The 12,025-nt window shown below is 36.0% G+C and carries 9 protein-coding genes; 8 read left to right on the forward strand and 1 reads right to left on the reverse strand.

The genetic code is table 11. From position 1 onward, the window contains the following. Positions 1-100: 100 nt before the first annotated feature. The 4 genes from nrdD to nrdG all read left to right on the forward strand — a co-directional run bounded on the left by nrdD (position 101) and on the right by nrdG (position 3,734). The gene (gene nrdD / locus JG537_RS09075; RefSeq protein WP_199545071.1) at positions 101-2,326 is read left to right on the forward strand and encodes an anaerobic ribonucleoside-triphosphate reductase; all 2,226 of its coding nucleotides are present in this window, start codon (positions 101-103) and stop codon (positions 2,324-2,326) included. 99 nt (positions 2,327-2,425) lie between these two features. After that, positions 2,426-2,572, forward strand: coding sequence for a hypothetical protein (locus JG537_RS09080; protein WP_165941999.1), 147 nt, complete (start codon positions 2,426-2,428; stop codon positions 2,570-2,572). A gap of 11 nt (positions 2,573-2,583) precedes the next feature. Continuing rightward, positions 2,584-3,087 (forward strand): GNAT family N-acetyltransferase, encoded by a 504-nt coding sequence (locus JG537_RS09085; RefSeq protein ID WP_132869759.1) that lies wholly within the window; start codon positions 2,584-2,586, stop codon positions 3,085-3,087. A 32-nt stretch (positions 3,088-3,119) separates the two neighbouring features. After that, positions 3,120-3,734, forward strand: a complete 615-nt coding sequence (nrdG, locus tag JG537_RS09090) for an anaerobic ribonucleoside-triphosphate reductase activating protein (protein WP_199545073.1) — start codon at positions 3,120-3,122, stop codon at positions 3,732-3,734. A gap of 674 nt (positions 3,735-4,408) precedes the next feature. Here the strand turns inward: nrdG and JG537_RS09095 are convergent. Beyond that, a complete protein-coding gene (locus JG537_RS09095; protein ID WP_199545075.1) occupies positions 4,409-5,020 on the reverse strand; it encodes a TetR/AcrR family transcriptional regulator in 612 nt (203 codons plus the stop codon). Between the two features lie 409 nt (positions 5,021-5,429). On the opposite strand from JG537_RS09095, the gene JG537_RS09100 reads away from it, so the two are divergent. The 4 genes from JG537_RS09100 to JG537_RS09115 all read left to right on the forward strand — a co-directional run. Continuing rightward, entirely contained in the window at positions 5,430-5,708 is a 279-nt protein-coding gene (locus tag JG537_RS09100) for a DNA repair protein (RefSeq protein WP_132869591.1), read from the forward strand. An 18-nt stretch (positions 5,709-5,726) separates the two neighbouring features. Next, positions 5,727-6,341, forward strand: coding sequence for a signal peptidase I (gene lepB, locus JG537_RS09105; protein WP_132869592.1), 615 nt, complete (start codon positions 5,727-5,729; stop codon positions 6,339-6,341). Positions 6,342-6,375: 34 nt separating this feature from the next. Further along, positions 6,376-10,842, forward strand: a complete 4,467-nt coding sequence (locus tag JG537_RS09110; protein WP_199545083.1) for a SpaA isopeptide-forming pilin-related protein — start codon at positions 6,376-6,378, stop codon at positions 10,840-10,842. 112 nt (positions 10,843-10,954) lie between these two features. After that, positions 10,955-12,025: isopeptide-forming domain-containing fimbrial protein (locus JG537_RS09115; protein ID WP_199545090.1), on the forward strand; the 1,071-nt coding region annotated here is incomplete at its 3' end.

Genomic DNA, 12,025 nt, shown 5'->3' on the forward strand with positions numbered 1-12,025 from the left:
ACAAAAACGCAATATCTTGTGGTCATCAAAAAAAGTGACCACAAGATATTGATTTTTTTTTGTCCCGTGTTATAATAGACGAGTAAGAAGGAGTGTTCATATGATTACATTAGAAAAAGAAAAATTTGCTGCACAACCTACTGTAAAAGTTATCAAACGCGATGGACGTTCTGTAAACTTTGATTCAGATAAAATTTATAATGCCTTGGTCAAAGCAAGCAATAATGTGACAAAAATGTCACCAGTTGTTGAAGCAAAATTGGAAACTATTTCAGATAATATCATTGCTGAAATTTTTGATCGCTTCAAAGACAATGTTAAAATTTATGAGATTCAAAATATCGTTGAGCATGAACTTTTAGAAGCTAATGAATATGCAATTGCTCAAGAATATATTAATTATCGTACAAAACGTGATTTTGCACGCTCTCAAGCGACAGATATCAACTTTTCGATTGATAAACTTTTGAATAAGGATCAAACTGTCGTTAATGAAAACGCTAACAAGGATAGTGAAGTCTTCAATACACAACGTGACTTGACTGCTGGTATTGTTGGTAAGTCAATCGGTCTTAAAATGTTGCCAGCTCACGTTGCCAATGCCCACCAAAAAGGTGACATTCATTTCCATGACCTTGATTACAGTCCATATACTCCAATGACAAACTGCTGTTTGATTGATTTCAAAGGTATGTTGGGTAACGGTTTTAAGATTGGTAATGCTGAAGTTGAGAGTCCAAAATCTATTCAAACAGCAACAGCACAAATTTCACAAATCATTGCAAATGTTGCTTCAAGTCAATATGGTGGTTGTACAGCTGACCGTATCGATGAATTCTTGGCACCATATGCTGAACTTAACTATAAAAAACACTTGAAAGATGCTGAAGAATGGGTTGCTGAAGATCGTCGCGAAGATTACGCACGTAAAAAAACTAAAAAAGATATTTACGATGCGATGCAAAGTCTTGAATATGAAATCAATACTTTGTTTACATCAAACGGTCAAACACCATTTACATCACTTGGATTTGGACTTGGTACAAATTGGTTTGAACGTGAAATCCAAAAAGCTATCCTTGAAATCCGTATTAAAGGTTTAGGTAGTGAGCATCGTACAGCTATCTTCCCTAAACTTATCTTTACTTTGAAGAGTGGTCTTAACCTTGAAGAAGGTACACCAAACTATGACATCAAACAATTAGCTTTGGAATGTGCCACAAAACGTATGTATCCAGATGTTCTTTCATACGATAAAATTGTTGAGTTGACTGGTTCATTTAAAGCCCCAATGGGATGTCGTTCATTCCTTCAAGGTTGGAAAGATGAAAATGGTGTCGAAGTTAACTCAGGTCGTATGAACCTAGGTGTTGTTACTGTTAATCTTCCTCGTATTGCCATGGAATCAAATGGTGATATGGATAAATTCTGGGAAATTTTCAACGAACGTATGGGAATTTGTAAAGATGCGCTTGTTTACCGTGTTGAACGTGTGAAAGAAGCTACTCCAGCAAATGCTCCAATCCTTTACCAATATGGTGCTTTTGGTAAACGTCTTGGTAAATACGATAACGTTGACGAACTTTTCCGTCACCGTCGTGCGACAGTATCACTTGGTTATATTGGACTTTATGAAGTCGGAACAGTCTTCTTTGGACCAGAATGGGAAACAAATCCTGAAGCAAAAGAATTCACAGTTGATATCATCCGTAAAATGAAAGATTACTGTGTTGAATGGTCAGATGAATATGATTATCACTTCTCAATCTATTCAACACCATCTGAAAGCTTGACTGACCGCTTCTGCCGTCTTGATACTAAGAAATTTGGTATTGTTAAAGATATCACTGATAAAGAATACTATACAAACTCATTCCACTATGATGTGCGTAAAAACCCAACACCGTTTGAAAAACTTGATTTTGAAAAAGTTTACCCTGAAGCTGGTGCTACTGGTGGATTCATTCACTATTGCGAATACCCAGTCCTTCAACAAAATCCAAAAGCTCTAGAAGCTGTTTGGGACTACGCTTACACACGTGTTGGATATCTTGGTACAAATACACCAATCGACCGTTGTTATAAATGTGGATTTGAAGGAGACTTCACACCAACAGAACGCGGTTTCGTTTGTCCAAACTGTGGTAACAGTGATCCAAAATCAGTAGACGTTGTTAAACGTACTTGTGGATACCTTGGCAATCCTCAAGCTCGTCCAATGGTTAATGGTCGTCACAAAGAAATTTCTGCTCGTGTTAAACACATGAATGGATCAACCATTAAAAACCCAGGTGACTATCATATGCACAAAGATAAAAGCTGTTAATAATTTTAGTTTAGACAGTTTCATGACATATTGAAGCTGGAGACATTTGTCCCAGCTTCTTTATTATATTGATAAAAAAGTTGAAGAAAGGAAAAAATCGTGGGGAAATACCAATTAGATTATAAAGGCATGCAACAAGTTGAACGTTTTCACGAAAAAAATTCAAATGTGAAATCTGACAAAAAAGCGCGTGTTAATCAATTAAAAGCACAATTTTTAGAAAAAGCTAAGAAGAAAAGTAAATAAGAGGTAAGCTTATGCAATTACGAAGACCTGAATTATCGGATAAAGAAGCTGTTATTGACATGATGAAAGAGTTTGAAGTGAGCCAGTCTGCTCACGACGGCGGCTTTTGGGATGTGGATAACTTTGATTATGAGGATTGGATTGAGAATAACCACTTGAGCGAAATGGGCATTAATGTGCCAGAAACATTTGTTCCGGCAGTCCAATTTGTCTCTTTTTCTGATGATGGCAGAGCTTTGGGATTTTTGCATTTACGTTTACGCTTAAATGAAAATCTTTTAAAACAAGGTGGACATATCGGGTATTCTATTCGTCCATCTGAACGCTGTAAGGGATATGCCAAGGAGCAGTTGCGATTAGGTTTGTTAGAAGCTAAGAAGAAAAATATCCAAACTGCTTTAGTGACATGCCATGAAGACAATCCTGCTAGTCGTAAGGTAATATTAGCAAACGGTGGAAAACTAGAAGATATTCAAAATACTGTTGAACGCTATTGGATAACTCTAAATGAGTAATCAAGGGAAATTAGGACAGAAAGAAGGTTAGTATGGAAGAAAAAAACTGGAATACTCCTAAGCCCTGTGAGTGGAAATCAGAAGAACTAAGCCAAGGTCGTGTCATTGACTACAAAGCTTTTAATTTTGTTGATGGTGAAGGGGTTCGTAACTCGCTTTATGTGTCAGGATGTATGTTTCATTGTAAAGGATGTTACAATGCTGCCACATGGTCATTTAAAGCAGGGCAACCTTATACACAAGAGTTAGAAGAACAAATTATGGCTGATTTGGCGCAACCATATGTTCAAGGACTAACGCTTCTTGGTGGAGAACCCTTCTTAAATACAGGTTTTCTCTTACCATTAATTAAGCGCGTGCGTCGAGAACTTCCTGAGAAGGATATTTGGTCTTGGACTGGATATACTTGGGAAGAAATGATGCAAGAAACGCCAGATAAGTTAGAAATGCTTAGCTTAATCGATATTTTAGTAGATGGTCGTTTTGATATTACTAAGAAAAACTTGATGTTGCAATTTCGTGGATCAAGTAACCAACGCATCATTGATGTTCAGAAGTCATTGAAGGCTGGCGAAGTCATCATTTGGGATAAATTAAATGATGGTGATCAAAAATTTGAACAGGTTAGCCGCGATGATTTACTATAAATGTGGAAAAAAGTAGCTGATTTTCAAGAATCAGCTACTTTTTTGAGGAAAATTTTGCTAAAAATGGAAGTTATTAACAGCTGTTTTTTTTAAAATGTGGATAGCTCTTAAAACTTGGTATAAAGGGATTTATAGCTAGATTATACACAAGTTATCCCCAGTCTATAACCACACTTATCCACAAGTTGTGAATAACTGTTACCAAATTGTGTAAAAATGGGAGAATTTTCATGCTATTTTATCTTTTTTTATAAAAAATGCGTGATTGATTTGAAAGTTTCATGCAAAAAAGTCAGTAAGACAATAGTTTTACCGACTTTTTATCTATTTAAGGTCATTGAGACCTACTTTTACGGGAACACAAGAAAAAATACATAGAGCAGGTTTGCTTAACTGAACGATTAAGTTGACTTTAGGGCTTATTGATTAATATTTTTTGTGGATAACTTACTAATCCTTACAGTTAACTGTGATTAATAAGTGTCAAAAAACTGTCAATTAAAATATCAATGTGTCAACTTATAGCAAAATGGAAACGGTAAATCTGTCAATGTTAGCGGTTTTCTTGTCAACTTTATGAAAGAAAGTGTCAAGAAAGGAAATAAAGCAACAGGATTTAGAGACATGGGAGTATGTCATTAAATCATTACAAAAAATTTTAAAAATAAATACCCCTATCTTTTGTTTCTTATCTTTGTTTGTTCTTCTGAGGGAGCATTGAAGTAACTAGGAATAGAATAAAAAAGAAGGGATAGATTTTTTGCAATAAGTTCGGGTTCTTCAGGCTCATCTTTAGTTAACCAAAATTGTAGGATGTTAAGATAGGCACCAAATAAACCTTTTGAGATGTAATCAATGTTGCTATCTACAGTATCATCAACACACCAGGGGAGATTGATGGTTTTGTAGATTTGTGCAGATTTTTGATTGAATTTTTCTGTTAGTAATGAAAAGTGGCCACTTTCAACAAGTGATGAAATAAAAGCTTTATTCGAATACATAAAATTCAAAGTGACTAAGAAAACGTCCTCTACACTCTCCGCTAAGATAAAATTATCTCGCTGTAGATAATAACCTTTAACAAAGTTATCTAAACAGAAATCCATTAAATCGGCTTTGTCATCAAAGTAGCGATAAAATGTGCGTCGTGAAATAGCAGCTTTGTCAAGGATATGATAGATAGTGATTTTGTCATAATGTCGTTCAGTAATCAGTAGATAAAGGGCTTTTGATAAACGGTGTTTAGTCTCTAAGACTTGTTGTTGTTTTTTTGATAAATTTTTCATAAATAATCCCCTACTTGAATGATGTAATATTTCTGAAAAGACAAAAAATTATACCTAATCAATTTAGCATTGTAACATAAATCTAAAAATTAAGCTACATCAATCCTACGATTATGATAACGTTTTACTTAACAAAGTTATCATTGTTAGCTTTTCTAACAGTGATAGAGGACAAAATATTAAGAAAATTAGAACTAGGATACAAAAGTTAAAAAAAAGTATCACTTACACAAAATCCCTTTTCAAAATCGCAAAAAAATATTATAATATTCTCCAAAACACCTAGATATATAAAACGACAAAATGAAAAAATGTTTATTTTATCTTTATTTTTTCAGAATGAGAATAAATATACATTAAGATTTATGTGAGCTTTATGTGAAGAGGAATACTAAGAGGAGGTCCTAAAGTGCTTGATGCTAAACAATTAAGAAAATTACGTCGTTCAGATTTATTTGAGCTGCTTGTAGAACAAGCTAAAGAAATTGAAGAACTTCAAGATCAAGTAAAAAAACTTGAAGGTAAGCTTGAGCGTCGTGAGCTGCAAGTTTCAGATGCTGGCTCAATTGCTGAAGCTGCCCTTGCTATCAGTAAAGTTTTTGAAGAAGCACAGGCAGCAGCGGATACGTATCTTTATAACGTTAAGCGTATGGCAGATGCCAAAAAGAATGTAGATGATGAAGCGTAAGAGGCTGAAATTTTTAACATGAAACCATTAGTTGAAAAAAAATCACAGAAAATTAATTCATCCGATTTACCAAAAGCCGAGGAGCTTTCAAAAGAACTAGGAAAAATTAAATATCGTGAACGCTATATTCGAACTCTACGCAGCACAGTTTTTACCTTAGTGACAGTAGCAGCTTTGGCTGTACTTGTTGCGACAATTTGGTTACCTGTTTTACAAATCTACGGAAATTCAATGACTCCGACTTTGAAGGCTGGAGATATGGTAGTTTCTGTTAGCAAGAAACATTTGAAACAGGGTGATGTTGTGGCATTTTATTATAATAACAAAGTTTTGGTAAAGCGTGTTATTGCAACATCAGGCCAATGGGTCAACATTGACAAAAAAGGTAATGTCTATGTTGACGGAAAGAAAATCAAAGAGCCTTATTTACAAAAAGGTGAAAAAGATTACGGAGAAACCAATATCGACTTACCTTATCAAGTACCAGATGGCAAGTACTTCGTGATGGGAGATCACCGAAAAGTTTCTATCGACTCACGTAATAAAGCTGTTGGTGTGGTAGACGAAGAACAGTTAGTTGGGAAACTAAGTTTTAGGATTTGGCCCCTTCCTCGTATGGGGACAATCGATTAAAGAGCTAACAAATTATGTTTAGAAAGGAGTTCCAATGTTAAAGCTATGGGTAAGGTTAGCAATTTTAGTAAAAAAGCGGGTCCACGATAGTATCATTGCAAAGATTGCTTTGGCACTATCACTGGTAGTTGTTTTCTGTACCACCTATTTACTGATATTACCAGCCCTAACAATTAGTACAGATAGCAGTTCTTCTGTTATTCAGTCAGTAAGTAGTTCGGAAGAAACAACTACTGAAGCTTTGCAAGAAGAAAGCAGTCAAGCAGAAAGTTCAAAGGTAACAGATAGTAGCACAACGACATCAGAAACAGCGACAGAAACGTCAGATTCTGTCGCTGCAGGAAGTTTAAGTGCTGAAACATCAGATGTTACGGTGACGGTAACGTATGAGGATGATACGTTTTCAGAACCTGTTACGTTAAAAGTCAGCTCAGTATCAGATACGAGCACTATTAATGACAAGCTGACATCTGTTTTGAGTGAAACAAAGCAAACTTTGGCACAAGCTTACACATATGATATTTCGTTTGTCACAGCAAGTGGTGAAGAAGTTGAACCAAGTAAGGATGTCAATGTCTCAATCGCCTTTAAGAATGCCGTTTCAAGTTCTGAACTTGGAGGTAACTGGAAACTTTATCACTTTGTGGACAATGATGTCAATAAGGTGGAGGACCTCACAGGACAGACTGATACAACGATTAACCAAGACAGTTCAGAAAATGTCACAAGCGTTGATTTTAAGTCAGATAGTTTTTCAAACTATACTGTCGCAGATGTCACATATGCTGACTTTTCAGATTACTTAAGTGGTGATTATACAGTGACACCTTCTTCTCTAGATTTGGCAACTGGGATTGTATCAACAAATTTGAGCTTAAGCTTTTCGGGTATTAATGGGGATACTTTGGCATCTAATACCAATTACTATCTTGAAATGCCTGAAGGTGTGACTGTTCAAACAGGGGCGACCTATAATGCTCTGGATAGAAATGGTAATACAGCTGCTACTTTTGAGTTTGTACAAGATGCAGACGGCAAGTATTATATGCTTATTCACTTTTCAGATAGTTATGTAGCACGGCTTGCCTCGGATTCAACTGTTGAAGGTAGTTTCCAATATGATATGGAAATGAGTGAAAGTAATAAACAAGATAATGGAGACTACGTTGCTGACTTTTCAGACAAAGTAACTGTTACCATAAGTGAGGAGAATATCTCTAAAAATTATGATATTACAACAGAGAAGTCAGGTTTCGTTTCATATGATGGTGACATACCTTATATTACTTATACAGTAACTGTGAATTCTTTAAATGGAACACCTGGAAATATTACTGTAACAGATGCTTTGACAGCCTCTGGCGTTTCTATTGATTCTGTTGATAGTGTTTCTGTTACAGAATCGACTTATACAGGTAGTACAAGTAATGTTACTAGTACGGAGACGGTGTCTGCAAGTCCTACTTTCGATACGGCTAGTGGTACTTGGTCAATGACTTTGCCACAATTGGCATCTGGAGGTCTAGACTCGAGTGGCAATAGAATTGGACATTTTTATACAATTACTTATCGTTATAAGGTGACAGGCTTAACTGTTAGTGATGGTACTGTGGCAGTAAATAATACTGTTAGCTCAACTTCTACTGATGGTGAAGATACTGTTACAGACGATGGAAGCTCGTGGAATAGTTTGTCAATTGTCTCTTCTATCAGTAAAACAGGTTCTTATGATAGCCAGACAGGTCTAATTACATGGACTATAACAGTTAATAATAGTAAAAATGATTTATCAGGTTCCTTATTAACTGATGATATGTTTGGAGATATTACGGGTAATGTTTCAGTATCACCTAATTCAGGTTATAGTTTTCAATATTCTAATGGTAAAATTACAGGAATTAAATTTGATGCTGTAACCTCAGATGGCAAGAATACAAATACTTATACTATTACCTACACTACAGAAGCACCAGAGAGTAGCTTTTCAAGTCAGACAGTAAACAATAAAGCAATTATTGATAAAGACGGCGATAATAGTACAACTAATGATCAGTCAAGTTCAACAGGAACCGTTACGATACCAGGAACTGGTGGAGTGTCGAAGTCTTATGTGAATTCGGAAGATACAAGTGATGACAATGTGAAGATAGCGACTTGGTCAACGACAATTTCAAAACCAACGAATGGTATACTTCAAAGTGGAACAACTATTTATGATAGTTTGACAGCTTCGTATAGCGAAAATAACAGTAAGCACTGGTATACAGCTTCTCAGCTAGCTGATGTTTACAATACGATGGTTGGTATTTTTGGTGCCGATGGTTTTACTATGACCGTTTCTAAAAATAATGGCAATCAAATTAGTTATAGTAGCATTGATTCATCTGATACTTATACTCGTTATACTGTCACTCTAAAGAAAGACTACCAAATGAGTGCTGATATCAGTTATACCTATAAATCAACTTTAGATATTTCAACTGTTTCAAGTCAGACACAGTTTAGAAATACCGTGAATATTGATGGCGTTACTAGTGATGCAAGTTATCCTGCTAAAAAAGTAACAAAAACAGATGGTAATGGTAATGAAGGAAGTTCAGTAATTACTAGTCCTGATGGATCCTTAACATGGATTATTAAGGTAATATTAGATGATAATGCCACAAGTATGACTGTAATAGACACATTACCAGATGATGTAAGTCTGGCCTCTCTAACTTACGGTACACAGTATGGTCCAGTAACCGCAACAATTAACGGGGATACGATTACTGCAGGTGCAAATACTTATAATACTAAAGATTTGAGCTTGACAGGTAATATTTCGGATAATGTTATTACTTTAGATTTTACAGCACCTGAGGGTGGAACTTTAAAATCAGCCATTAATAATGAATCAACGTTTTATGTTACTGTTAAAGCTCAGTATGATATGACTAAGGTTGAATCAGGGGCGACAGCAACAGTACTGTTAACGAATAGTGTATCTGTAACGAGTGATGGTAAGGATATTGGTTCCGATAATCAAACTCAAGAAGTTACTGTCGGAACAACAACTACCTCAGGTGAAGATGATAGTGTTGTCACTAAGACACAGACTGGGTCTACAGCAAATATGATTTATGATAGTTCCGGTAATGGTACAGTTAATACTAATCAAGTCGGATATACTCATGTGTTAAATTACTCAATTGATATTAACCCTGATGCAGAAGATTTAGCTAGTGGTTCAAATACGTTAACCTTAACTGATACGCTCCAGTACTATAAAGATCAGGTAACCTACACTTTGATTCAGGGTTCTGTAGCTTTGTATGATGATGAAGGAAACGCCGTTCCTTCTAGTGATTGGTCATGGACTTACGAAGATGTTGCAGTCAATGAAGCCTATCCAAATCAGTATCGTCGGGGAATTATAACTGTTACCCTACCAGATTCCAATCACTATGTACTAAAATATAATTATCAAATTAGTGATGCGACTGAGGGCTCTTGGTATACTGTTACTAATACTTCAACACTTGAGGGGGTCAATAATGGCTCAGATTCGACAAGTACTAATTATCAATATATGCATCAGTCAGGTGGAGGTAGTATTTATGCAACAGGGACTTATACTTTAAATAAGGTTGATGCATCTAACTATGGTGTTACATTACCTGGTGCAACCTTTACGGTTTATAAGTATGATGGCGATGATGACGATTCAAATGATGAAGAAATAACAAGCTATACTACTGATAGTAGTGGGGTTGCACGTATTACTAATTCAAGTAGTAATCCTACATATGATTATGATACGCTCTATTATGCTGTTGAAACGAGCGCCCCTGCTGGTTATGAATTGCCAGAAAGTCCTACTAAGTATTACTTCGCTTATACTAAGGAATTGACTCTGGCTCTTATTGCACCATTAGCTTTGCAAAATCAAGTGACCGATTTGAGTAACACTACTGGTGTTGCTTACGTTGAAAACGAAAAGATTAAGACGATTGACTTAACCGTCAATAAGAAATGGTTCACGGCTGATGGTGATGAGACAAGTCGTTCTGATGGTTCTATCACTTATGATGTGATTCAGGTTGCAACGGCAGAGGACGGAACGTCTACCGAATCAACTTATAAGTCTGGGGAAACATTAAGTCATGATGATGACTGGACGAAAACTTATACAGAACTACCTGTTTCGGGTACGGATTCGTCTGGAAATGCGGTCACTTATACTTACTATGTAAAAGAGAATGCTGTTTCTGGTTATGATACTAGCTACACTAATAGTAATAATGATGTTCCTACTGAGGCAGCAGCTGATATGGCGATTGCTTCGGATTCTGCAACGATTACCATTAGGAATACAGCTCAGAAGCAATATGATTTGCCTGAGACTGGTGGTAATGGTACGCAATGGCATTACTTAGCTGGTGCGGCATTATCATTACTTGCTATTGGCTTATTAATCTTTAAAGTCTATAAACGTTATCAGATAGGAGGTCACCTATGATGATTAGTTTATATATTGGTAAAGGCGGTGTTGCCTAGTTGATAGATGCCAAGCCTTAGATTATATTTTTACTCTACTCACACTAAATTAAAAAGAAAGAAAAGGAATTATTATGAAAAAGCTTAAATTAATTTTTGCTACATTGTTAGCAGCTTTTCTTGCCTTTACTGGTGGGAAAGCACTAGCGTACGATATCACTGTTGACGGTGGTAATGGTACTTATGAATCTTACCAAATCTTTACTGGTACTTTATCAGAAGATGGTAAAACTCTTTCAAATATTGAATGGGGTAATGGTATTACTGAAGCTGGTCAAACAGCTCTTCAAACAAAATATGGTGTAAGCTCTGCAGCTGAACTTGCAGAAGTATTGGGAGCAGAAGATTTTACTGCTAGCCAAGCAGAAGAGTTTGCTAAAGCGGCAGGTCAATACCTCCGAAATGCTGGTGGTTTAACAGGTCTCGCAGCTGGTTACTACCTTGTCCAAAACGCTAGTGTTGGTGACAACGAAGCTTATACAAACTACATTTTACAAGTTGTTAATAACGTTACTGTAGAACCTAAAACAAGTGTTCCTTCTGTTGAGAAAAAAGTAAAAGATACTAACGATACAGATGGTACAACTACTGATTGGCAAGATTCTGCTGACTACGATATTAACGATTCAGTCCCTTTCCAATTGACTGCTACATTGCCAGATAACATTGATTCTTATGATCACTACTATGTTGAGTTTTCAGATACTTTGTCTAAAGGCTTGACATTTAATGAAGTTACAAGTGTAAAAGTTGGTGATACAACTCTTACTTCTGATCAATACACAGTAACAACAACTACGAATTCAGAGGGAGAAACAGCACTTTCTATTGTGATTACTGATGTGAAAGGTGTTGGTGCTACTGTTACTTCATCAACAAAAGTAGTTGTTGAATACAATGCTACTCTTAATTCTGATGCTGTTATTGGTTCAGAAGGCAACCCAAATACTGTAAAACTTATCTATTCAAACAACCCAAATAATACTGGTGATGGTACATCTAAACCAGACGATACTACTGAAACTCCAGAAGATACTGTTATCGTCTTTACTTACAAAGTTGTTGTAAATAAAGTTGACCAAAATGGTGCTGCTTTGCCAGGTGCTGGATTCACTCTTTACAAAAAAGATTCAGACGGTAACTGG

It is taken from the genome of Streptococcus vicugnae (assembly GCF_016461705.1).
Lineage (GTDB): Bacteria > Bacillota > Bacilli > Lactobacillales > Streptococcaceae > Streptococcus > Streptococcus vicugnae.